The following is a 22,071-nucleotide window of genomic DNA, read 5'->3' on the forward strand; positions in this document are numbered from 1 at the left end:
TTGAACTGCGAAGCGTTACTGTGTGACAGGCTGAACCTGACGCATGCCTTCTTCACGCAGCTCATTGACGCCCTGACGAGCATCCTGCACCGCTTTCTGTGCCTTCGCGGCCTGAGCCTTACGCTCGGCTACACGTGCATCCCACTCGGCCTGCTCGGCGTATTTACGAGCTTCGTCGTATTTCTTTTCCTGCATCGCCAGTTCGGCTTGCTTGAACTTGTCCTGAGCGGACTTCATTTCAACGGCAGCGTATTCGGTAGCGCCGGCGGTGACAGCGGCATTGACGGCCGACTGGGTCACGGCGTACTGCTCGCTTGGAGGATTGCCTGCGCAACCAGCCAGAAGAACGCTGGTGCCCAGCGCCAGTGCAGCCATCTTCAGCCCGCGCAGGCGATTGAACGTTGGTTTGGCAGTGCTGGTGTTCATGGTGGTCAACTCCATTTCTTAACTCCTGAAAACTGGTTGTTCCATTTCAGCAACGGCCCACGCGGATGGATGGTGTTGCGTCACTTCCGCAGTCATCTGACGGCTTTACTGGAATGGCTAACTGCTCGGACCGCTGCGTTTTTTGAATAGTTCACACATTTTTCTAAACATGCAGTCAGCTTTTGTTACGTGTTGTAAAATTGACGCTCGAAAAATGACGTCACTTTGTCTGCGTGATCATTGGCCCGAGAGGCCTGCAGAAAAATCTGACGTAGCAAAAACGACGTCGCCCATGCACTCGTCACAGGCCTTCCCGATCGGAAATTTCCTGCAGATGGCGCCGCGATAGTTCGAGGAACCGGGGCGTTGGGCCGACGTCCTCGTAAAGCGGATTGCCTTCCTCGTCGGTGGCGACCACATGCTGACCGCGCACGTAAGGGAAGCTTGCCTCCAATTCTTCCAGGGCGGCACCGATCAGTTCGCCGAGCAATTCTTCAGGCGTGCGCTTGGGGTACATCTCGGCAATCGCCGCAAGCCGCGCGGCCGCCTCAACATCCAAATGAATAGCATAGGCGGTCTCGCTCAGACGCCCCTTGGCATTTTGTTCCCACTGTTCGGCGAGCTCTCGGATCTTCATACATACCTCATCGGTTCCCGCGCCAGGGCGGGCGTTGGACATGTGGCTGAGCCACGGTCAGGCGTGACTGAGACGGGCTTCCCCGGCGGTGAAAGTGCGTCGAGGGTTGCGTATGGACATCAATTTGTCGCTCTATACACACCAATAGAAACGAAACCCCGCAGGGCGTTCCGTTCGGCAGCAGCGAATGGACCCCTGCAAGGACTCGCCGGTAAAAACAATAAAGCTGAAGGAGAGGGCTGGATGGCTGATATCGATGCACGATTGCGCGAGGACGTTCACCTGCTGGGTGAACTGTTGGGCAACACCATTCGTGATCAGCACGGCGCTGATTTCCTCGAGAAGATCGAGCGCATCCGCAAAAGCGCGAAGGCTGACCGGCATGCGTCGACCCAAGGCACCGAGCAATTGAGTTCCAGTCTTGAAGGCCTGGGCGAAGATGAGTTACTGCCGGTCGCGCGCGCGTTCAACCAGTTCCTCAATCTGGCCAACATCGCGGAGCAGTATCAGCTGATTCATCGTCGTGATGACAGCAAGCCGCAGCCGTTTGAATCCCGTGTGCTGCCCGAACTACTGGAGCGCCTGAAGCAAGCCGGGCAGACCCCCGAGGCGCTGGCGCAGCAATTGACCACGCTGGAAATCGAACTGGTGCTGACCGCGCACCCGACCGAAGTTGCCCGGCGCACGCTGATCCAGAAGTACGACGCCATCGCTGCGCAACTGGCCGCGCTTGATCATCGCGACTTGAATCGCCACGAGCGTGAGCAGATCACCGAGCGTCTGCAGCGGCTAATTGCCGAAGCGTGGCACACCGAAGAAATCCGCCGCGTCCGACCCACGCCCGTCGACGAGGCGAAGTGGGGGTTTGCGGTCATCGAAAATTCCCTGTGGCAAGCAATCCCCAACTACTTGCGCAAGGCCGATCAGGCGCTGCACGCCGCGACCGGCCTGCACCTGCCGCTGGACGCGGCGCCGATTCGTTTCGCTTCCTGGATGGGCGGCGACCGCGACGGCAACCCCAACGTCACCGCTGCCGTCACACGCGAGGTGCTGCTGCTGGCGCGCTGGATGGCGGCCGACTTGTACCTGCGCGACGTCGATCAACTGGCCGCCGAGCTGTCGATGCAGCAGGCCAGCCCGGCGTTGATGGAAGCCGCGGGCGACAGCGCCGAGCCTTACCGCAGTGTGCTCAAGCAACTGCGCGAGCGGCTTCGGGCCACGCGCAATTGGGCCCACGCCTCACTGAGTGTCACCCAGGTCGCACCGGAAGACGTGTTGCACGACAACCGCGAACTGCTCGAGCCCCTGCAGCTGTGTTTCGACTCGCTGCATGAATGCGGCATGGGCGTGATCGCTGATGGTCCGCTGCTCGACTGTTTGCGTCGCGCGGTGACGTTCGGCCTGTTCCTGGTGAAGCTCGACGTGCGCCAGGATTCCACGCGGCACAGTTCGGCCATGAGCGAGATCACCGAATACCTCGGGCTAGGCCGCTATGACGAGTGGGATGAGCCGACGCGCATCGACTTCCTGCTGCGAGAGCTGGACAACAAGCGACCGCTGCTCCCGGCCCATTTCAGCCCTGAAGCGGACACGGCCGAAGTGCTGGCGACCTGCCGCGAAGTGGCGGCTGCGCCGGCGGCATCGCTCGGTTCCTACGTGATCTCCATGGCCGGCGCAGCCTCGGATGTGCTCACCGTTCAACTGTTGTTGAAGGAAGCCGGGCTGCAGCGCTCCATGCGCGTGGTGCCGCTGTTCGAAACCCTTGCTGACCTGGACAATGCCGGCCCGGTGATCGAGCAGCTGTTGAGCATTCCTGCCTACCGCCGAGGCCTGGAAGGTCCTCAGGAAGTCATGATCGGCTACTCGGATTCGGCGAAGGACGCCGGCACCACGGCTGCGGCTTGGGCGCAGTACCGGGCCCAGGAAAAACTGGTTGAAATCTGCCGCGCGCAAGAGGTTGAGTTGTTGTTGTTCCACGGTCGCGGCGGTACGGTCGGTCGCGGTGGCGGCCCGGCACACGCGGCGATTCTGTCGCAGCCGCCGGGTTCTGTGGCAGGGCGCTTCCGCACCACCGAGCAGGGCGAGATGATCCGCTTCAAGTTCGGCCTGCCGGACATCGCCGAACAGAATCTCAACCTTTATCTGGCCGCCGTGCTGGAAGCCACTTTGCAACCGCCGCCGATGCCGCAACCGGCCTGGCGTCAGGTGATGGACGAACTGGCGGCAGACGGCGTGAAAGCCTATCGCGCCGTGGTGCGGGAAGACCCGGAGTTCGTCGAATACTTCCGCTTGGCCACGCCGGAACAGGAGCTGGGCAGACTGCCGCTGGGCAGTCGTCCGGCCAAGCGCCGCGAGGGCGGGGTCGAGAGCCTGCGCGCGATTCCGTGGATTTTCGCCTGGACCCAGACGCGCCTCATGCTGCCCGCGTGGCTGGGCTGGGAAAACGCGTTGAGCAAGGCGCTGGAACGCGGTCAGGGTGATCTGCTCGCTGAGATGCGTGAGCAATGGCCGTTCTTCCGCACCCGCATCGACATGCTGGAAATGGTGCTGGCCAAGGCCGACAGCGACATCGCCCAGCTCTACGACGAACGTCTGGTGGAGCCCAGACTGCTGCATTTAGGCACGCATTTGCGCGGCCTATTGTCGCAGGCGTGTGACGTGGTGCTTGGCCTGACGGGCCAGTCGCGGATGTTGGCCCACAGCCCTGAAACGCTGAAGTTCATCAGCCTGCGCAACACCTACCTCGACCCTCTTCATTTATTGCAGGCGGAGTTGCTGGCGCGCTCCCGCCAGCAAGAGGCGAGTCTGGACAGTCCGCTGGTGCAGGCGCTGCTGGTGTCTGTTGCAGGCATCGCCGCCGGATTGCGCAACACCGGCTGACGGCCAGGCAACCCGGCCGAATGAACACGACGCCTTTCATTCGGCCGCACCTCGATCGTCGCGAGTGATGCGGCGTCACCCAGTTGCACGAGGTCTCACCCTTGTGCAGATCGATGCCAAGCTACTGGTTTTTCGCGGGTTACTGCGACTTTCGGCGTCTTGTGCGGCATGAATCGGCTGTGTATCTTGATCAGCCTTTGGCCGTTGGGTCAGTAAAATTTTGCGATTGGCCCCATTTAGGCGAATCCGACGATATCTCTATAAAAATTTGAGGAGCACAACAATGCGCGTGATTCTGCTGGGAGCTCCCGGGGCCGGCAAAGGTACTCAGGCAAAGTTCATCACTGAGAAATTCAACATTCCGCAGATTTCCACCGGCGACATGCTGCGCGCTGCGGTCAAGGCCGGTACCGAGCTGGGCCTGAAAGCCAAAAGCGTCATGGACAGCGGCGGCCTGGTCTCCGATGACCTGATCATCGGCCTGATCAAGGATCGCCTGTCCGAGCCTGATTGCGCTGGCGGTTGCCTGTTCGACGGCTTCCCGCGCACCATTCCTCAGGCAGAAGCCCTGAAGAAAGCTGGCCTGGCCATCGATCACGTCATCGAGATCAAGGTCGATGACGAAGAGATCGTCAAGCGCATCTCCGGTCGCCGCGTTCACGAAGGCTCCGGCCGCGTTTACCACACCCTGTACAACCCGCCGAAGGTTGACGGTGTGGACGACGTTACCGGCGAGCCACTGGTTCAGCGCAAGGACGACGTCGAAGCCACTGTTCGCCATCGCCTGTCGGTCTACCACTCTCAGACCAAGCCGCTGGTAGATTTCTACACCAAGCTGCAGACGCAGGACGGCACACCGAAGTGCAGCCACATCGAAGGCGTGGGCACGGTCGAGCAGATCACCGCCAAGGTGCTTGAAGCCCTGAGCTGATTCGCGTCTCACGGCATTGAACAACGGCCCGCTTGCGGGTCGTTGTTGTTTATAATGCGGCACTTTTTTCGCACAACGATGGAAACCCCGATGACCACCTTGCTGGCCCTGGACACCGCCACTGAAGCCTGCTCAGTCGCTTTGCTGCATGACGGCAAAGTGCTGACTCACTACGAGGTGATCCCGCGCCTGCACGCGCAAAAACTCCTGCCGATGATCAAGGACCTGCTGGCCGAGGCGGGCATTGGCCTGTCGGCGCTGGACGCCATCGCATTCGGCCGGGGCCCGGGCGCGTTTACGGGCGTGCGCATCGCCATCGGGGTGGTGCAGGGGCTGGCCTTCGGTCTGGATCGCCCGGTGCTGCCAGTGTCCAATCTGGCGGCGCTGGCGCAACGGGCCTTTCGCGAGCAGGGCGCTACTCAGGTCGCGGCCGCCATCGACGCGCGGATGGACGAAGTCTATTGGGGCTGCTATCGCGAAGTGGCGGGGGAGATGAAGCTGGTGGCTGAAGAGGCCGTCATGCCACCGGAAATGGCTGCTTTGCCAAGTGAAGCGACGGGCGATTGGTTCGGGGCCGGCACCGGCTGGGGTTACGCCGAGCGCATTGCCGCCGTTGTCACTTCCCAGGACGCCACACTGTTGCCCCACGCGCAGGACCTGCTGACTCTCGGCGCTTTCGCCTGGCACCGTGGCGAAGCCGTCGTCGCTGACGACGCCCAGCCGGTTTACCTTCGCGATAAAGTGGCCACGCCAAAGGCGCGTTGAGGGATGGCCACGTAATGCAGAAACGGTCATGACTTTACTGTGCTACGCCCGAGATGCGACGCAGGTCACACTGCAGATGACCGTTCGGCGACAAAACTGCATAAACTCCCGGCTGCTTTAAACAATTCGCAATAAGTGTGGTCTAGTTATCGTTCGCATGTTTGCTTAACGGCTTACTGTGAGATTAAATTGCCACTATCAAACGCCGAGTAAGCATGATGCGAATCACCGGTCCTTCACCACGTACCTACCCGATCAAGCGCAAGACGCGCAAGGATTCTGCGGCGCTGGAAGGCACGTTCGAGGAAGTGAACGATGAGGTCGAAGTGGTTCCGCAGGCAGCCCGTCGCCAGACGGGTACCACGGCAAACGTGCCCGCGCGTCAGCAGGACATTATTTTCCCCCGTGCCATGAGCACTCGCGTCGCCCACGCGCTGAGCAGCTATCTGACGACTTCGACCTTCGTCGACTGGGACCTCGAAGTCTCCGGGCTCGACCTTCACGTTTGAACCTCGCCCACCCGCCTTACTACATCGGTTGCCCGTCCTGGAGCGAAAAAGCCTGGCGTGAGTCGCTGTACCCGCCGGACGCCCCGGACCTGGATTTGCTTGGGTTGTACGCGCAGGTCTTCAATGCCGTCGAAGGCAACACCACGTTTTACGCCCGTCCCAAACCCGAGATCGTCCAGCGTTGGGCGGACGCCCTGCCGGAGCATTTCCGCTTCAGCGCCAAAATTCCCCGTGACATCAGCCATGCCGGCGACCTGCGCGAGCACTTGGGCGCGGTGGAGGATTTCCTGCAACTGCTGGCGCCACTGGGGTCGAGGCTTCAACCGCTGTGGCTGCAGCTATCGGCCAGCTTCGGTCCCCATCGGCTGAATGAGCTGGCCGCGTTCATTGACGCACTGGAAGGCCAGCCTTTGGCGGTGGAAGTGCGCAACATGGCGTTTTTCAGCAAGGGCGAAGACGAGCGGCAGCTCAACCGTCTGTTGCTCGACCGCGGCGTGGAGCGCATCTGTCTGGATTCCCGGCCGCTGTTCAGTTCTGTCTCCACTGACCCAGCCGTGCTTCATGCGCAATCGAAGAAGCCCAAAGTCCCGCCGCGTCCGGCGGCGCTGACGTCTTTTCCGCAGGTTCGCTTCATTGGCGGGCCGGATGAGGAGATCAACCAAGGCTTCATCGTGCAGTGGGCGGAAAAAGTGGCCGGCTGGATCGAGGAGGGGCGCACGCCTTCGGTGTTCCTGCACACGCCTGACAACATCGCCTCGCCCCAACTGGCTCGTCGCTTTCATCATCAATTGATGACCCTGCTGCCGGGGTTGCCCGATCTGCCGCAACTGGATCGCGGCCGGCAAGTGGAGCAACTCGGGCTGCTCTGAGGTCGACATGGGGTAGATTTTTCCCTACGTCAGACGAGAACACTCCTGCATGCGCGGCTCGACCTTCTTTCTTCTTCTGGTTTTGATCAGCGCGGCGGTTGCGGTGTCGATCTGGCGTGGCTGGCTGTCTGTCGCTGACCGCTGGAACCCGTGGGCGCCGCTGAACGTGCGCGACGAACCCAACCTCATCACTCCTTTCAAGCTCTGGCGATTGCAGGAGGATCCGGCGTTGTGCGAGGCCGCGCTGCAAACCTCGACCCTGCGTTACACGCACCAGGCCGACAGCGCCGCCGGCGCCAAATGCCCGCTGACCAACACGCTGCGCATCCAGGGCGGCGACGTCGCGCTGAGCAGCAGTTTGCTGTCCAGTTGTCGCCTTGCCGTGGCCTATGCGCTGTTTGATATCCACCAGTTGCAGCCGGCAGCCCAGTCGGTGTTCGGGCAGAAGGTCACCCAGGTTGATCACCTTGGCAGCTTCGCCTGCCGCAACATCTACAACCGCAGCGAAGGCCGTCTGAGCCAGCACGCTACCGCCAACGCGCTGGACATCGCCGGGTTTCGTCTGGCAGACGGACGCAGGATTTCGGTGCTCAAGGACTGGAAAGACGAGGGCGACGCGGGGCGTTTTCTGCGATTGGTGAGGGATGGCGCCTGCCAGCAATTCAACACGGTGTTGAGCCCGGAATACAACGCCGCGCACCGAAACCACTTTCACCTGGACATGGGACGCTGGCGGGTGTGTCGCTGAGGCGTGACAAACGCGGGATCAGTCTCAGGCAGCGAGACGAAGGTTCTGCAGCACGATCGGGCGCGCCCAGCCGTTATCGAAGGCCAGATGACGCTGCTGCTCGGTCATCTCTTCCGCGCTGAACGGTGTCGCAGGCTTGTCGGCCAGGTCCCATTCGAATTCGGCAATCGGCAGGAACAGCGGACGAGGCTGAGGGCCCGGGCCGGGTTCAACGCTGTCATCGTAGGGGTTGAGCACGGTCGGGCGAACCCAGTTGTCATCGAATTCGAGGTTACGTTGCTGCTCGATCATTTCCATCGCGGTGAACGGCTTGGCGGGTTTGTCGGCCAGGTCCCATTCGAACTCGGCGATCGGCAGGAACAACGGCTCCGGCGGCGCGATTTCCTTGTCCTGAACCGGGCACTCACGTTGTTCGACGATCTTGCCCAGTGCGCTTGCGCCGGCAATCGGTTCGCCGGTCAGGTGGTCCGTCGTGGCGACGGCGCTGTATTCCGGGGTTTCGCCAGCGTTGTCATCGACCTGCTGAGCCATCGCACGGGCAAACGCATCCTGCCAGAGCTGCGTGACGCCGCTAAGGGTTTGGGTATTGCGTACGCTGTAGTCGCCTGCGTACGTCAAATAGCCTATCGAGGAGGTTTGCTGAATGTCTGACATAAGCGCTCAGTACAGCCCGTGGGTCTGGCAAAATGCCGGATACTTTTGTTATCGGCAGATCCTGCCAATCATTAAGATTATTTGAGCGCGTAGAGACAATGACTGAGCAGCACGCGGGCAGCCGCATTCGGGTCGACAGCTTGACCCCCGACGGGCAGGAAACCGCAGCGCAATGGGCGCAGCGACTGGGTTTGCCGCTGGACGACGCCGACGCGGATTTCGCCCTGCAAGTCGCCGCAGACGGCCTGCAATTGCAGCAACTGGGTGACGACGCGCCGGGCCCGGTGCGTGTGGATTTCATCGAAGGCAAGGCGGCCCATCGGCGTCTGTTTGGCGGCGGCAGCGGGCAAATGATCGCCAAGGCCGTGGGCATTCAGCCGGGCGTGCGCCCTCGGGTGCTGGATGCCACGGCGGGGCTGGGCAAGGACGCCTTTGTGCTGGCCAGTCTGGGCTGCGAAGTTAGCCTGATCGAGCGGCAGCCGATCATCGCCGCGCTGCTTGAAGACGGCCTGGCGCGTGGGGTGAGGGACCTGGAGGTGGGCGGGATCATCGCGCAGATGCGCCTGTTGACCGGCAATTCCATTGAGCTGATTCGCCAATGGGAAGGCGAGCCGCCCCAGGTCATCTACCTTGATCCGATGTTTCCTCATCGGGAAAAAACCGCGCTGGTGAAAAAGGAAATGCGCCTGTTCCGGCCTCTGGTGGGCGATGACATGGACGCTCCGGCGTTGCTGGAAGCGGCACTGGGGCTGGCGACCCACCGCGTCGTGGTCAAACGCCCGCGCAAGGCGCCAAGCATCGAAGGGCCCAAGCCCTCTTACGCGCTGGACGGCAAATCCAGCCGCTACGACATTTACCCGATCAAGGCGTTGAAAATCGCGCGGACGTGAACTTCATCCGATTAGATGAACCCGGCAATCATCGGCGCAGTCATCTGCTGTGCCGATGCCAGAAAATCCACCGTATGAGTGGGCTCGTCGGAGACAAACCTGACCTGATCCGTAGCCGGAGATAACCGATGAGTACTTCCCCTTTGTCCGTAACGCCTTTGCCGTTCGAGCCGCACTTCGAGCAGATACCCGATGACGAGGCTCAGACGAGCAAAGAACTCGCCGAGGCCATGCACAGTATTCTGGAAACCACCTACAAAGATGGCGGCCATGCCATACGCAGCGTGCATGCCAAAGCCCATGGATTGCTGCATGGGCAGATCCACATTCTGGATAATCTGCCGCCCGAGTTGGCGCAGGGTGTCTTCGCCCATCCCGGCACGCTGGACGTAAAAATGCGTTTTTCAACCAATCCCGGGGATGTGCTCGACGACAAAGTGTCAACGCCGCGCGGTCTGGCCATCAAGCTGGTCGGTGTGCAGGGCGCACGCCTGCCGGGCAGTGAAGGGCAGGTTACCCAGGACTTCGTGATGCAGAACGCCAGGGCGTTCACGGCCGCCACGCCGAAGGATTTTCTCAAGACCTTGAAGCTGCTGGCCAAGACTACCGACAAAGTGCCCAACATGAAGAAAGCGCTGTCGGCGTTGTTTCGTGGTCTGGAGTCGACGGTCGAAGCCATGGGTGGGGAGAGTGGCACGCTCAAATCGCTGGGTGGGCATCCGATGACCCATGTACTGGGTGAAACTTTTAACACCGTGGTGCCGTTTCTCTATGGCCGCTATTACGCCAAGTTGAGCGTGGTGCCTGTTTCCCCCGAACTCACCGCGTTGACTGACCAGAAGGTCGACCTGAATGGCCATCCCGACGGCTTGCGGGAAGCGGTGCGCAGTCACTTCTTGAGCAAGGGAGGGGTGTGGGACGTGCGTATCCAGCTCGCTACCGACCTTGAGAAAATGCCGATCGAAGACGCATCGGTGGAATGGTCCGAAGAGCTGAGCCCGTTCGTGACCGTGGCCCGTATCGACGTTCCGACACAGGACAGCTGGTCAGAAGAACGTCAGCAGGAAATCGACGACGGCATGGCCTTCAGCCCTTGGCACGGCGTTGTTGAACACCGGCCACTCGGCGGCGTCATGCGTGCGCGCAAACCGTCCTACGAGCTGTCTTCGGGCTTCCGCGCCAGCCACAACGGCTGCCCGATGCACGAGCCTCGCTGACAGGCTGGTCGTCAAATTCTGTGGTGTCTTCCACTCCGCATTCTCGGCTAAAGCCGGTCCCACTATGAGTACGCGGTCGATTAGTGGGACCGGCTTCAGCCGGGAAGGGGCCGCTGTGATCACCATCCGATTTGTGGTGTCACGCCCGACGCCTTCCCGGCTAAAGCCAGTCCCACTATGAGTACGCGGTCGATTAGTGGGACCGGCTTCAGCCGGGAAAGGGCCCGTGTTAGCACCATCAATCCTATGATGTGGCGCCTGACGCTTTCCCGGCTAAAGCCGGTCCCACAGTGAGCACTGACCGTCAGCGTCTAAACCCGATATGCCTTCAAGAACAGCGCCACCACCTCCCTGGCATGGTGGTCGGCAGCGTGCTCGTCCGGTATTTCCCCGGTGCCGATGAGAAGCCTGAAATGGTGCACGCCTTTGATCAAGCTCAAAAAATGGCCTGCCGCATTAAGCGGCGATTCAAAATGCAGCCCGTTTTTACCGCTCAGATTACTCAAAAACCGCGCAAGTTCGTGGAGGACCCGCTGCGGTCCTGCTTCGAAGAACACTTGAGTCAGTGATGATTCCTGAGGCCCCAAAGCGATGATCAAACGGTTCAGGTCGATGGACTCAGGGCTGTTGATCAGCGTTTGAAACCCTCTGGCAATACCCAGTAATACCTTTTCAACGTGCTCATCAGCGGGCACGTCCACGAATAACTCGGGCACCTGCTCCTCGCAGCGAGCAACCACCGCGCAGGAAAACAATGTCTCCTTGTCGTTGAAGTGGCTGTAGACGGTGAGCTTGGAGACCCCGGCTTCAGCGGCAACGGCATCCATGCTGGTGTTGGCGTAACCGTTGCGAATGAACAGGTTCTTGGCCGCTTCGAGTATGGCCTGGCGCTTGGCCAGATCCTTGGGGCGGCCGGGTCCGGCGGGGGAGGTTGAGTCGGTCATGGAGTCGTCAGGCATCTTCGTCGAATTAGTGGACTGTTCAGTTCGGTAATTTTAAATATACTCGCCGGTACAATTATTCAAAGCTCTACTGCCAAGGTGCCTCATCATGCTCCGCGACGCCCTGCTTCGTGCCCAGCTCCTTGCGCTGCCGGTCGGCTTGATCGCTGCACTCGCCGGTTGTCGTCAGGAGGCGCCGGTGACCGCCGCCGTGCGGCCCGCCATGGTGGTGCAACCGCAGCCAGCTGCCCAGTCCATGGACACCTATCCGGGGGAAGTGCATGCCCGTTTCGAGCCGGAACTCGCCTTCCGCATCCCCGGCAAGGTCAGTAAGCGCCTGGTCGAGGAGGGCGAGCGGGTCAAGGCCAACCAGCCGCTGGCCGAACTTGACGCCCAGGACGTGCGCCTGCAACAGGACGCCACCCGCGCGCAAGTTGCCGCCGCCGAAGCCAACCTGCAGACGGTCCGCTCCGAGCGCGACCGGTACAAAACGCTGATGGACCGGCAGATGGTCAGCAAGTCGCTGTACGACAACGCTGAAAACACCTACCGCGCCGCAGACGCCCGGCTTAGACAGCTCAAGGCTGAATCGACCGTCGCTGACAATCAGACCGGCTACGCCGTGCTTCGTGCGTCGCAGGAGGGTGTCATCGCCAGACGACTGGTGGAAGTCGGTCAAGTGGTAGCTGCCGGACAAACCGTCTTCACCCTGGCCGCCGACGGCGAGCGCGAAGTCTCGATCAGTCTTCCGGAGCAGAATTACGGCCGCTTCAAGATCGGCGACCCTGTTTCCGTCGAACTCTGGACCCAGCGCGAGCAGCGTTTCCCGGGGCGTATCCGCGAGCTGTCGCCGGCTGCCGATCCGCGTTCGCGCACCTTTGCCGCACGCATTGCCTTCGCCGGCGGGAAAGTCCCGGCCGAGCTGGGCCAGAGCGCCCGGGTGTACATCCAGTCCGAACACGCCGTGCCGTTGTCCGTGCCGCTGTCGGCGCTGACAGCCGAAAACAACGTGAACTACGTCTGGCGTCTGCAAAGCGACTCCACCCTGAAACGCACGCCGGTGCAGGTCGGCGCTTACGGGCAGGAAACCGTGCCGGTGCTCAGCGGCTTGCAGGCCAGCGACTGGGTCGTCGCAGCGGGTGTGCACGTGCTGCACGAAGGCGAGCAGGTGCGCCCGGTCGACCGCAGTAATCGGGCGGTCAAGCTGGCCGCGAAGGAGTAGCGGGATGCGTTTCAATCTGTCCGAATGGGCGCTGCGTAATCGGCAGATGGTCCTGTATCTCATGATTCTGCTGGCCGCAGTCGGCGCGCTTTCCTACACCAAACTGGGTCAGAGTGAAGATCCGCCCTTCACTTTCAAAGCCATGGTCATTCGCACCCTCTGGCCGGGCGCGAGTGCCGAAGAGGTGTCGCGGCAAGTCACCGACCGCATCGAGAAGAAGCTGATGGAAACCGGCGATTACGAGCGCATTGTCTCGTTCTCGCGCCCCGGTGAATCCCAGGTCACGTTTGTCGCGAGGGACTCGCTGGTCTCCGCCCGACTGCCGGAACTCTGGTATCAGATCCGCAAGAAGATCAGCGACATCCGTCAGAACCTTCCGACCGGTGTGCAGGGCCCGTTCTTCAACGACGAATTCGGCACCACGTTCGGCAATATCTATGCGCTCACGGGGGAGGGTTTCGACTACGCGGTGCTCAAGGATTACGCCGACCGCATCCAGATCCAGCTGCAGCGGGTCAAGGATGTTGGCAAGGTCGAGCTGCTCGGTCTGCAGGACGAGAAGATCTGGATCGAACTCTCCAACGTCAAACTCGCCACCCTCGGCCTGCCGATGCAGTCGGTGCACCAGGCGCTGGAAGCGCAGAACGCGGTGGTGGCGGCGAGCTTTTTCGAGACGCCCAGCGAGCGCGTTCAACTGCGCGTGACCGGGCGTTTTCAGACCGTCGACGAGATCCGCAGCTTCCCGATCCGCGTCGGTGATCGCACGTTCCGTATCAGCGATCTGGCCGATGTGCGCCGTGGCTTCAACGACCCGCCCGCGCCGCAGATGCGCTTCATGGGTCAGAATGCCATCGGGCTCGCCGTCGCCATGAAAGACGGTGGCGACATTCTGGTGCTGGGCCGTGCGCTGGAGGGCGAGTTCGCCCATTTGCAGAACAACCTTCCGGCCGGTATGCAGCTGCGCAAAGTCTCGGACCAGCCTGCGGCGGTGAAAACCAGCGTCGGCGAGTTCGTGCAGGTGCTCGCCGAGGCATTGGGCATCGTGCTGCTGGTGAGCTTTTTCTCTCTCGGCGTGCGCACCGGAATGGTGGTGGCGCTGGCGATTCCGCTGGTGCTGGCGATGACTTTCGCCTGCATGTATTACCTCGGCATCGGCCTGCACAAGATTTCCCTCGGCGCGCTGGTGCTGGCGTTGGGCTTGTTGGTGGACGACGCAATCATCGCCGTGGAAATGATGGCGATCAAAATGGAACAGGGTTACGACCGGCTGAAGGCCGCCAGTTTCGCCTGGACCAGCACGGCGTTCCCGATGCTTACCGGCACCCTAATCACCGCAGCCGGTTTCCTGCCCATCGCCACCGCGCAGTCGAGCACCGGCGAGTACACCCGCTCGATCTTTCAGGTGGTGACCATCGCGCTGATCGCCTCATGGATTGCCGCCGTGGTATTCGTGCCGTATCTGGGCGCACGGCTGTTGCCGGATCTGGCGAAGATCCATGCGGCCAAACATGGCACCGGGGCCCATGCGCCTGACCCATATGGCACGCCGTTCTACCGACGTGTTCGCGGGCTGGTCGGCTGGTGCGTGCGGCGCCGCAAGACGGTCATCGTGTTGACCATTGCGTTGTTCGCTCTGTCGATTTTCTTGTTCCGCTTTGTGCCGCAGCAGTTTTTCCCGGCGTCCGGGCGACTGGAGCTGATGGTTGACCTGAAGCTCGCCGAAGGTGCCTCGCTCAGCAGCACCGCCGAGCAGGTCAAACGGCTGGAAGCGATGATCAAGGAACACGCCGGCGTTGAGAATTACGTGGCCTATGTCGGCACCGGTTCGCCAAGGTTTTACCTGCCGCTGGATCAGCAACTGCCCGCGGCAAGCTTTGCCCAGTTCGTCGTGCTGGCGAAAACCATTGAGGACCGCGAAGCACTGCGCACCTGGCTGATCCAGACCCTCGATGAGCAGTTTCCGATGCTGCGGCCTCGCGTCACCCGCCTGGAAAACGGCCCTCCCGTGGGCTATCCGGTGCAGTTCCGAGTCACCGGCGAGCACATTGATGAAGTGCGTGCGCTGGCTCGCAAGGTGGCCGCGAAGGTCAGGGAAAATCCCCATGTGGTCAACGTGCATCTGGACTGGGAAGAGCCGAGCAAAGTCGTTTATCTCAACGTCGATCAGGACCGGGCCAGGGCGCTGGGGGTGACCACGGCGGACCTGTCGCGTTTTCTGCAAAGTCAGCTGACCGGGTCGAGCGTGAGCCAGTACCGCGAGGACGACAAGTTGATCGAAATCCTCCTGCGCGGGACGGAGCAGGAACGGCATGAGCTGGGCAGCCTCGCCAGCTTGTCAGTGCCCACCAACAATGGCGGCAACGTCGCCTTGTCACAGGTGGCGACGCTTGAATACGGCTTCGAGGAGGGCATCATCTGGCACCGCAACCGCTTGCCGAACGTGACGGTGCGCGCCGACATCTATGGCAAGGAGCAGCCGGCAACGCTGGTGAAACAGATTTTGCCGACGCTGGAAGACGTGCGCGCGCAGTTGCCCGATGGGTACTTGCTGGAAGTGGGCGGCACGGTGGAGGACTCGGCCCGCGGACAGAACTCGGTAAACGCCGGGGTGCCGCTGTTCATCGTGGTGGTGCTGACCTTGCTGATGATCCAGCTGCGCAGTTTCTCCCGTACGTTCATGGTGTTTCTCACGGCGCCGCTGGGGCTGATCGGTGTGACGCTGTTTCTGCTGCTGTTCAATCAGCCGTTCGGCTTCGTGGCAATGCTCGGCACCATCGCGCTGTCGGGGATGATCATGCGTAACTCGGTGATTCTGGTCGACCAGATCGAGCAGGACATCGCGGCGGGTCTGGATCGCTGGCAGGCGATCATTGAAGCAACGGTGCGGCGCTTCAGGCCCATCGTGCTCACCGCGCTGGCGGCGGTGCTGGCGATGATCCCGCTGTCACGCAGCGTGTTTTTCGGCCCCATGGCCGTCGCCATCATGGGCGGCCTGATCGTCGCCACCGCACTCACCCTGCTGTTCCTGCCCGCGCTGTATGCGGCGTGGTTCAGGGTGAAAAAGGATGAGCGGGTCGAGGTTTGATCGCTTGACCCGCCACGGCGCGCGTTACAACGCGCCGAATACCTTCTTCGCCAGACCGGTCGCCGCCGCTGCCGGGTTGGCGCGGATGCTTTCTTCCTGTTTGGCGATCATTTCGAACAGGCCGTTCAGCGCCTTCTCGGTGACGTAGCCTTCGATATTCGAGCTCTTGGCGTCCAGCACGCCGAGCGTCGCGGCCTGACCGGCGAAGGCGTTGTATTTCTGCGCCAGGCCGACTTTGTCAGTGGCCTGTTTGACGATGGGCAGGAACTTGGCGCGGATCTGTTCGCGGCTGGAGGTGCTCAGGTACTGGGTGGCCGAGTCCTTGCCGCCGCTGAGGATGGCCTTGGCATCCGACACGCTCATCTTTTTCACCGCATCGACCAGCAACGTCTGCGCCTGGGGCATCGCCGCTTCCGCTGCCTGGTTCATGCTGGTTTCCAGCTGATCGACCTGGGCACCCATGCCGAACTGCTTCATCTTCTTGGCGACCTTGCCCAGGTTGCCGGGCAGTTCGATGCGCACATCCTTGTTGTTGCTGAACCCACCCGGCACGCCCAGTTGCTTGACGGCGACTTGCGCGCTCTGGGTCAGGGCATCCTTCAGCCCGCCGGTGGCGTCCGATTGCGACAGATCATTGAGCGACAGCGCGAAGGCACTGGCCGACAACAGCAGGCCGGCGCAGACGCCAGTGAACGAGAGGGAGCGACGCAACATGGTTAATGTCCTTTTCAGCGGTCTGTGATGCACGCCCGATTAACGGGCCGGGCTCAAACGAATTTTGACGGGCGGTTTTTCGTCCAGCGTCAGGTCTACCGTGTAGCGCTCGGTGCTGATCATCAGCAGCTTGCCGTCCACCTCGATGCGCGCGCTGACCGAGTAAGTGTGCCCCGGCTGGACCTGCTTCTGATCGTAGGTCAGGTGAAACGGCAGCGGCACCTGGCCTTTGATCGGGCCGTTCTGGCTGGCGAGGATCTGCGCGGGTGCGTCCGCCAGCGATACGTCCTGGAGCGTGACCTTTAGCGTAGCCGTCGGTGGAAGCGCCATGCGCTGCAGGTAAAACACCTCGCCGTCCACCGAGCCCGGCAGGTTGTCCGGCGCATGGGCGCAAGCGGCCAGCACGGTGGTCATGAGGGTGAGCAGGATGTGTTTCATGTGATTGTCCTTGTCAGGTGAAACGTTAGGTAGGGCGTGCGTCGTCGCTTAGGCGATCGGCGCAGCCCCGACGACTTCATCACTGCGGTGCAACGCCACCTGGCGAATCGACAGCCTGATTTCCGCTGGCAATACGCGCTTGGCGGCGCCTTCTGCCAGATCCCCCAACATATCGTGATAGCTCAGTTTGCCGGCAGCGTCGGTGCGCAGGACACCCTGATCCAGCAGCGTCTGAATGAAATGCCGGAACAGGCTCTTGTCGAAAAACTCCGGCGCATTCAGGCCGTGCAGGATCGACAGCCGCTGGGCCATCGTCGTGCACAACTCCTCAAGCCCTTCGGCGCTGAGGGTGTGCTGACCGCTGTTGAGCAGCAGGGAAATCGCCATGTAGAAACGCTGCAGGGTCTGGGCAATCGCCCGCGACAACACCGTCAGCAGCACGAAAGCCCGCGAGCTCGGCGCCGGGCGCAGGTAAACGCCGTTCTCGAATCGCAGCAGACCCTCTTCGACAAACGCCGCCAGCCACTGATCGATGACCTCATCCAGATCGTCCAGCGACCAGCGGATGAACAGCTCCGATTGCAGGTACGGATACAGCGCCCGGGTGTACCGCAGAATCTGCTCGCGGCTCATGCGCGACGAGCTCTGGAAGAAGCAGGCCAGCAATGAGGGCAGCGCGAAAATGTGCAGCACGTTGTTGCGGTAGTAAGTCATCAGGACGGCATTTTGCTCGTCCAGGTACAGAATCTTGCCCAGCGCATCGCTGAGTTCCGAGAGCAGATTCATGCCTTTGACGTGCTCGATCAGCGCCCGGCCATCGCCGTCCGGCAGCGTGGTATGGGGCGAGTAAGGAACGGTGCGCAACAGCGTCAGGTACAGATCCAGCACCCGCGCCAGGGCTTGATCGTCCAGAGCGTGTTTCGCCGTCGACAGCAACGCCAGCGCCACCAGATTTACAGGGTTGATCGCTGCGGCTTCGTTCAGGTGGCGGGCCACGCGTTCGCCCAGACGGTGGGTGGTCTCGTGGAGCCAGTCCGGTTTGAACACCGGGCCCAGTTCCTGAGTGCGCCAGTCCGGCTGCTCGTGGTCGAGAAACTCGGTGAGCTTGATCGGCTCACCGAAGTTGACCGAGACCTGGCCGAAGCGCTGCTTCAGCGCGCCGATGACTTTGAAGATGTCGAAGATTGACTCTTTCTTCTTCGCCGCACCGCGCAGCTCCCCCAGATAGGTCCGGCCTTCCAGCACGCGTTCGTAACCGATGTAGACCGGCACGAACACGATGGGCATGCGCGAATTGCGCAGGAAGCTGCGCAGGGTGATCGCCAGCATTCCGGTCTTGGGCTGCAGCATGCGCCCGGTCCGCGAACGTCCGCCTTCGACGAAGTACTCGACCGGGAAGCCCTTGGTGAACAGCGTGTGCAGGTATTCGTTGAACACCGCGGTGTACAGCGGATTGCCCTTGAACGTACGGCGCATGAAAAACGCGCCGCCGCGCCGCAACAGGCCGCCGATGACCGGCATGTTGAGGTTGATGCCCGCGGCAATGTGCGGCGGGGTCAGGCCGTTGCGAAACAACAGGTACGACAGCAGCAGGTAGTCGATGTGGCTGCGGTGGCACGGCACATAAATGATCTCGTTGCCCTGGGCGACGTTCTGCACGCCCTCCAGGTGACTGACCTTGATGCCGTCGTAAATCTTGTTCCAGAACCAGCTCAGCACCACTTCCAGGAAACGGATGGCGGTGTAGGTGTAGTCCGAGGCGATCTCGTTGCCGTAATGCAGGGCTTTTTCCCGGGCCTTGGCTTCGGTGATTTTCTCCCGTGCGGCCTCGTCGAGAATGGCCTGCCTGACCAGCGGATCCGCCACCAGCCCTTTGACCAGATGGCGACGGTGCGAAAGGTCCGGGCCGATCACCGACGTTTTCAGGTTGCGGAAATGCACACGCAGCAGGCGTTGAGCCATGCGCACCGTGCGCTCGTAGCCCTTATTCTGATCGACCAGCTCGCGCAGATGAACCGGCGCCGAAAACTGCACGCGGGTCTTGCGGCCCAGGATCAGAATGGTCACCAGACGACGCAGACGCCCGGTCACTGCCCAGCTGTCGGCGAACAGCAGTTTCCACGGGCTGTCTTCCTTGTCCGGGGACTGACCCCAGAACACGCTGACCGGAATGATTTGCGCGTCTTCCGTAGCATTTTGCGTGACCGCGCTGACCAGACGTTCAAGGGTCGGTGGCGCGCCGCGTTTGTCGTGGCGCCCCAGCCAGTCAGGCTCGGGGGTCAGGTAGAAAAACGCAGCCGGCTCGGTCAGATTGCCGACGGCCACGGACAGCACCGGGCGCGGCAGACCGGCCTTGCGGCATTCGGTGTCGAGGACCGCAAGATCGCTCATGGAAGGGTTTTGCAGCGCATAGAAAACCGGGCGGCTGCGGTCGAGATTGAGGGTGAAGGACGACTGGTTGATCGTCTCCGAGCGCACCCATAGGTAAAGCAGGCGGCGCACGGTGCCGAATACAAGACGGCGAAACGGGGAACGGGTCATAGAATTCTGCTGAGAGGGGCGACGCCCGCGAGGCCGCCAGTTTGCCGCATCTGGTGGGGATGGGCAAAGCGGCGCGGGCGACCGTCAGGATGACGTCTCAGGACGTATGCCAGGTGATTTCTTCTTCACCATCAACGCTGATGCGAATCCATTGATCGGCTTCGGCGTCACTCTCTTCCTCGACCCACGTTCCCGGCGCGCAACGCACTTCAACGTTCAGCGCGGCAAAGGCGGCGCGGGCGCAGGCGATATCGTCTTCCCACGGGGTTTTGTCGCTGTCCAGGCACAGGCTGTTCCACTTGCCGACGGCCTTGGGAATCCAGGTGATGGGCACGTCGCCCGCCTGGCATTTCCAGGTCTGGCCTTTCTGCGTCCATTCGGTACAAGGGCCGATGGCCGCGGTCAGCCAGGCAGTAATCGCCTTGTGGTCAACGTCAGCGTCTTTCAGGTAAATCTCGATATCGGGTTGGCGCATGGATGCCTCTTGATTGTTCTGGAAAATCCACTCGCGGATTCAGTCTGTTCGGGTGCTTCGAGCCGTCAGTTCAGGACGAAATAATCGTAGCGCATGGACACCGTGACCTCGAACGGCTCGGCCTGCTCGACCACGTTCGCACGACGTTCGGCACTGGCGCGCCAGCCGTGGGGCGTCATGGCCAGCAGATTGGCACGGGCCTGGCCGTCCACCAGTGTCAGGGTGAAACGCAACGTTTCACTGTGCTGCAGGCTCATCCCTTCCGGCACCAGCGCCAGGTGCTTGTCATCGCTGTAATCGCGGACTTCGTCGTACAGGCGCTGGCGCAATTCCATCAGGTGATCGTTGGTCGGTCCTACACGCATCAAGCCGCCGCCCGGCGACAGCAGACGCTTGGCCTCGGCCCAGTCCAGCGGGCTGAACACGCTGGCGATGAACTGCATGCTCGCCTCCGGCAGTGGCACGCGCGCCATGCTGGCAATCAACCACGTGATGTTCGGGTCACGCTTGCAGGCGCGCTTCACCGCTTCGCGGGAGATGTCCAGCGCGTAGCCGTCTGCGTCGGGCAGACCCTGGGCAATCTGGGCGGTGTAATAGCCCTCGCCGCACCCGATGTCGAGCCAGTGCGCGGGGGCACGCTCGGCAGCCAGTTCGGCGAGACGCTTGGCAACTGGCGCGTAATGCCCGGCGTTGAGGAAGTCGCGCCGCGCCTCGACCATGGCCTGATTGTCGCCAGGGTCGCGGCTGTTCTTGTGCTGCACGGGCAGCAGATTCAGATACCCCTGACGGGCGCGGTCGAAGCGGTGCCCGGCGGGGCACACAACGCCGTTATCCGCTGAATCGAGCGGGGCGGAGCAGATCGGGCAGGTCAGCATCAGGCGAGCAACTTGACCAGGGTCTGGTAGTAGATCTCGGTCAGCACGTCGAGATCGCTGGCGAGGATGCGTTCATTGACCTGATGGATCGTCGCATTGACCGGCCCCAGTTCGACCACTTGGGTGCCGAGGGTGGCGATGAAGCGACCGTCCGACGTACCGCCGCTGGTGGAAGCGCGGGTCTCGCGGCCGGTGACGTGTTTAATGCTCGCCGACACCGCGTCCAGAAGCGCGCCCGGTTCGGTGAGGAACGGCAGGCCGGACAGCGCCCATTCCACGTGCCAGTCCAGGTCGTGCTTGTCGAGAATCGCGGCGACGCGTTGCTTGAGGCCTTCGACGGTGGATTCGGTGGAGAAACGGAAATTGAACACCGCCACCAGATCCCCCGGGATCACGTTGGTGGCGCCGGTGCCGGAATTCAGGTTGGAAATCTGGAAGCTGGTCGGCGGGAAGAAGTCATTGCCGTTGTCCCAGTGCTCGGCAGCCAGCTCAGCCAGCGCAGGCGCTGCCAGATGAATAGGGTTTTTCGCCAGATGCGGGTAGGCGACGTGGCCCTGAATGCCTTTGACGGTGAGGGTTGCGCCCAGTGAGCCGCGACGGCCGTTCTTGACCACATCGCCCACCAGCGTCGTGCTCGACGGTTCGCCAACGATGCACCAGTCGAGACGTTCCTTGCGCGCCGCCAGACGCTCGACCACCGCTTTGGTGCCGTGGTGGGCCGGGCCTTCTTCATCGCTGGTGATCAGGTAGGCCACTTTGCCCTTGTGGTTCGGGTGATCGGCGACGAAACGCTCGGTGGCGACAATCATCGACGCCAGGCTGCCTTTCATGTCCGCCGCGCCACGGCCGCAGAGCATGCCGTCTTCGTCGATCAGCGCGCTGAACGGATCATTCTGCCAGGCCTGAACCGGGCCGGTCGGCACCACATCGGTGTGACCGGCGAAGCACAACACCGGACCGTCCTGACTGCCGTGGGTGGCCCAGAAGTTGTCCACATCCTGAATGCGCATCGGCTCCAGGGCAAAACCGGCATCGCTCAGGCGTTTCATCATCACGGCCTGGCAGTCGGCGTCCAGTGGCGTGACGGATGGGCGACGGATCAGGTCGCAGGCGAGTTGCAGCGTGGGCGAGAGGTCGGCTGGGGCTGTCATGAAAGGTCCGAGATATTGAGTGAAGGCAAGGCGATAAACCGGCCAATAGCTTAAAGCAAAACGGCGACCCGAAGGCCGCCGTTTAGTACAGCGGCCCATTGTT

At 61.8% G+C, this 22,071-nt stretch carries 20 protein-coding genes; 10 read left to right on the forward strand and 10 right to left on the reverse strand.

Going from position 1 to position 22,071, the window contains the following annotated elements; translation table 11 throughout:
• Nucleotides 1-15: 15 nt before the first annotated feature.
• Both ABEH28_RS12415 and ABEH28_RS12420 read right to left on the reverse strand, forming a co-directional pair.
• The gene (locus ABEH28_RS12415) at nucleotides 16-441 is read right to left on the reverse strand and encodes a DUF4398 domain-containing protein (protein ID WP_074893253.1); all 426 of its coding nucleotides are present in this window, start codon (nucleotides 439-441) and stop codon (nucleotides 16-18) included.
• 286 nt (nucleotides 442-727) lie between these two features.
• Nucleotides 728-1,063, reverse strand: a complete 336-nt coding sequence (locus ABEH28_RS12420) for a pilin assembly protein (RefSeq protein ID WP_346630061.1) — start codon at nucleotides 1,061-1,063, stop codon at nucleotides 728-730.
• A gap of 243 nt (nucleotides 1,064-1,306) precedes the next feature.
• Here ABEH28_RS12420 and ppc point away from each other — a divergent pair, with 243 nt between their 5' ends.
• From ppc to ABEH28_RS12450, 6 genes are all read left to right on the forward strand, one after another.
• Nucleotides 1,307-3,943 carry a phosphoenolpyruvate carboxylase gene (gene ppc / locus ABEH28_RS12425; protein ID WP_346630062.1) on the forward strand — a complete coding sequence of 879 codons (2,637 nt, stop codon included), beginning with the start codon at nucleotides 1,307-1,309 and terminating at the stop codon, nucleotides 3,941-3,943.
• Nucleotides 3,944-4,226: 283 nt separating this feature from the next.
• Nucleotides 4,227-4,874, forward strand: coding sequence for an adenylate kinase (adk, locus tag ABEH28_RS12430; protein WP_346625552.1), 648 nt, complete (start codon nucleotides 4,227-4,229; stop codon nucleotides 4,872-4,874).
• 90 nt (nucleotides 4,875-4,964) lie between these two features.
• Complete coding sequence (gene tsaB, locus ABEH28_RS12435; RefSeq protein ID WP_346630063.1) at nucleotides 4,965-5,639, forward strand: tRNA (adenosine(37)-N6)-threonylcarbamoyltransferase complex dimerization subunit type 1 TsaB; 675 nt, start codon at nucleotides 4,965-4,967, stop codon at nucleotides 5,637-5,639.
• 218 nt (nucleotides 5,640-5,857) lie between these two features.
• Nucleotides 5,858-6,148: a hypothetical protein gene (locus ABEH28_RS12440; RefSeq protein ID WP_192171051.1), complete on the forward strand. Its 291-nt coding sequence runs from the start codon at nucleotides 5,858-5,860 to the stop codon at nucleotides 6,146-6,148.
• Nucleotides 6,145-7,017: a DUF72 domain-containing protein gene (locus ABEH28_RS12445; protein WP_346625550.1), complete on the forward strand. Its 873-nt coding sequence runs from the start codon at nucleotides 6,145-6,147 to the stop codon at nucleotides 7,015-7,017. Before ABEH28_RS12440 ends, ABEH28_RS12445 begins: the two co-directional genes overlap by 4 nt.
• A 49-nt stretch (nucleotides 7,018-7,066) precedes the next feature.
• Nucleotides 7,067-7,765: an extensin family protein gene (locus tag ABEH28_RS12450; RefSeq protein WP_346630064.1), complete on the forward strand. Its 699-nt coding sequence runs from the start codon at nucleotides 7,067-7,069 to the stop codon at nucleotides 7,763-7,765.
• Nucleotides 7,766-7,789: 24 nt separating this feature from the next.
• On the opposite strand, the gene ABEH28_RS12455 is transcribed toward ABEH28_RS12450, so the two are convergent.
• Nucleotides 7,790-8,419 (reverse strand): energy transducer TonB, encoded by a 630-nt coding sequence (locus ABEH28_RS12455; RefSeq protein ID WP_346630065.1) that lies wholly within the window; start codon nucleotides 8,417-8,419, stop codon nucleotides 7,790-7,792.
• 98 nt (nucleotides 8,420-8,517) lie between these two features.
• Here ABEH28_RS12455 and ABEH28_RS12460 point away from each other — a divergent pair, with 98 nt between their 5' ends.
• Both ABEH28_RS12460 and ABEH28_RS12465 read left to right on the forward strand, forming a co-directional pair.
• On the forward strand, nucleotides 8,518-9,309 hold the full coding sequence (locus tag ABEH28_RS12460; RefSeq protein WP_346630066.1) for a class I SAM-dependent methyltransferase: 792 nt from the start codon (nucleotides 8,518-8,520) through the stop codon (nucleotides 9,307-9,309).
• A gap of 128 nt (nucleotides 9,310-9,437) precedes the next feature.
• Complete coding sequence (locus ABEH28_RS12465; protein WP_346630067.1) at nucleotides 9,438-10,526, forward strand: catalase family protein; 1,089 nt, start codon at nucleotides 9,438-9,440, stop codon at nucleotides 10,524-10,526.
• Between the two features lie 311 nt (nucleotides 10,527-10,837).
• Here the strand turns inward: ABEH28_RS12465 and ABEH28_RS12470 are convergent, their stop codons facing one another.
• On the reverse strand, nucleotides 10,838-11,485 hold the full coding sequence (locus tag ABEH28_RS12470) for a TetR/AcrR family transcriptional regulator (protein WP_346630068.1): 648 nt from the start codon (nucleotides 11,483-11,485) through the stop codon (nucleotides 10,838-10,840).
• A 91-nt stretch (nucleotides 11,486-11,576) separates the two neighbouring features.
• On the opposite strand from ABEH28_RS12470, the gene ABEH28_RS12475 reads away from it, so the two are divergent.
• Together ABEH28_RS12475 and ABEH28_RS12480 are read left to right on the forward strand one after the other, a co-directional pair.
• Nucleotides 11,577-12,689 (forward strand): efflux RND transporter periplasmic adaptor subunit, encoded by a 1,113-nt coding sequence (locus ABEH28_RS12475; RefSeq protein ID WP_346630069.1) that lies wholly within the window; start codon nucleotides 11,577-11,579, stop codon nucleotides 12,687-12,689.
• A gap of 4 nt (nucleotides 12,690-12,693) precedes the next feature.
• Entirely contained in the window at nucleotides 12,694-15,774 is a 3,081-nt protein-coding gene (locus ABEH28_RS12480) for an efflux RND transporter permease subunit (protein ID WP_346630070.1), read from the forward strand.
• A gap of 24 nt (nucleotides 15,775-15,798) precedes the next feature.
• On the opposite strand, the gene ABEH28_RS12485 is transcribed toward ABEH28_RS12480, so the two are convergent.
• The 6 genes from ABEH28_RS12485 to dapE all read right to left on the reverse strand — a co-directional run bounded on the left by ABEH28_RS12485 (nucleotide 15,799) and on the right by dapE (nucleotide 21,968).
• Nucleotides 15,799-16,488: a DUF4197 domain-containing protein gene (locus tag ABEH28_RS12485; protein ID WP_192170810.1), complete on the reverse strand. Its 690-nt coding sequence runs from the start codon at nucleotides 16,486-16,488 to the stop codon at nucleotides 15,799-15,801.
• 39 nt (nucleotides 16,489-16,527) lie between these two features.
• A complete protein-coding gene (locus ABEH28_RS12490; RefSeq protein WP_282369274.1) occupies nucleotides 16,528-16,926 on the reverse strand; it encodes a YbaY family lipoprotein in 399 nt (132 codons plus the stop codon).
• 48 nt (nucleotides 16,927-16,974) lie between these two features.
• Complete coding sequence (gene plsB / locus ABEH28_RS12495; RefSeq protein WP_346630071.1) at nucleotides 16,975-19,467, reverse strand: glycerol-3-phosphate 1-O-acyltransferase PlsB; 2,493 nt, start codon at nucleotides 19,465-19,467, stop codon at nucleotides 16,975-16,977.
• A gap of 97 nt (nucleotides 19,468-19,564) precedes the next feature.
• Nucleotides 19,565-19,942 carry a hypothetical protein gene (locus ABEH28_RS12500; RefSeq protein WP_346630072.1) on the reverse strand — a complete coding sequence of 126 codons (378 nt, stop codon included), beginning with the start codon at nucleotides 19,940-19,942 and terminating at the stop codon, nucleotides 19,565-19,567.
• A gap of 65 nt (nucleotides 19,943-20,007) precedes the next feature.
• Entirely contained in the window at nucleotides 20,008-20,817 is an 810-nt protein-coding gene (locus tag ABEH28_RS12505; protein WP_192170814.1) for a putative RNA methyltransferase, read from the reverse strand.
• The gene (gene dapE, locus ABEH28_RS12510; protein WP_192170815.1) at nucleotides 20,817-21,968 is read right to left on the reverse strand and encodes a succinyl-diaminopimelate desuccinylase; all 1,152 of its coding nucleotides are present in this window, start codon (nucleotides 21,966-21,968) and stop codon (nucleotides 20,817-20,819) included. Before dapE ends, ABEH28_RS12505 begins: the two co-directional genes overlap by 1 nt.
• Nucleotides 21,969-22,071 lie beyond the last annotated feature (103 nt).

The organism is Pseudomonas sp. Ps21-P2, from assembly GCF_039672565.1.
Taxonomy (GTDB): domain Bacteria; phylum Pseudomonadota; class Gammaproteobacteria; order Pseudomonadales; family Pseudomonadaceae; genus Aquipseudomonas.